The 822-nt window shown below is 55.5% G+C and carries 1 protein-coding gene; it reads left to right on the top strand.

From position 1 onward, the window contains the following. Nucleotides 1–275: 275 nt before the first annotated feature. Nucleotides 276–822, top strand: a 547-nt coding sequence (locus V6E02_RS12915; protein WP_347309211.1) for a hypothetical protein, incomplete at its 3' end; no start/stop codon positions are given.

Below are 822 nucleotides of genomic sequence, written 5' to 3'. Positions count from 1 at the left end.
CACTGGTTCTCAATTGATTGGAAAGGAATGGACATGCGAAACCTAGCGAAGGGGATTTTGTGTGCTGTCTTGTGTTTGGGGGTTGTCACGGCATCCGGTGCCGAAATGAAGCTGACACTGGAAATACCCGCGTGCAAGATGCCGCCAGGGAAGCCTTTACCGCCTAAATACTACGCTGTAGCAAGAAAGTGGAAGGAGTATCGTTGGGTCCAAGCGGTCCGACCGACCGACAAAGTTGTGAGCGGGGGGGCGATGAGCGCGTGGATGGCAGCCACATGTACGACTGGTACACCTTTACAAGGATGGACCTCGACGGCGATGGTCTGTGCGACTGGTTCCTGACGTCGTTCGCCCCTTACAGCACTGGTGGAGACAGCGGCGTGCTCAATACGCTGTATTTCGGCACGCCGTCTGGGTGGAAGCGCTTCGGCGCAACCATCCCAGAAAATCGGCCAGATGGATTAGGGTGGGGAAAATCTGATCAACAGCAGGCTCGATTCGCCTTTTCGTCTGAGGCGCCGCTTGTCCTCTACGAGCAAAATAGTGGAACCCCGTATCTCCTTGGGTGGTTTGATACACGACATAGTTCGGGGCGATGGGACCAGGAGGGCTATCACATCTACCGTTGGAACACTCACACAAACACCCTGGAAGAACTCGACAAATGGCAGCCCGGCAGTGCCGCTGCGCAGGTTTATGCTTTCTTCAAAAAGCACGGTGCGGTGAATGTGGCCGAAAGCGGTGTGAGCCGCATTGCACGATTCGATCCGGACATCGAGAAAGCTGAGTTCGAGAGCGGCTGCAAGGACGAAAGGGCGCTTA

The organism is Thiobacter sp. AK1 (genome assembly GCF_039822265.1).
Taxonomy (GTDB): Bacteria; Pseudomonadota; Gammaproteobacteria; order Burkholderiales; family Thiobacteraceae; genus Thiobacter; species Thiobacter aerophilum.
The sequence above is the reverse complement of the archived record's forward strand: the minus strand, read 5'-3'. Positions and strand labels throughout refer to the sequence as shown.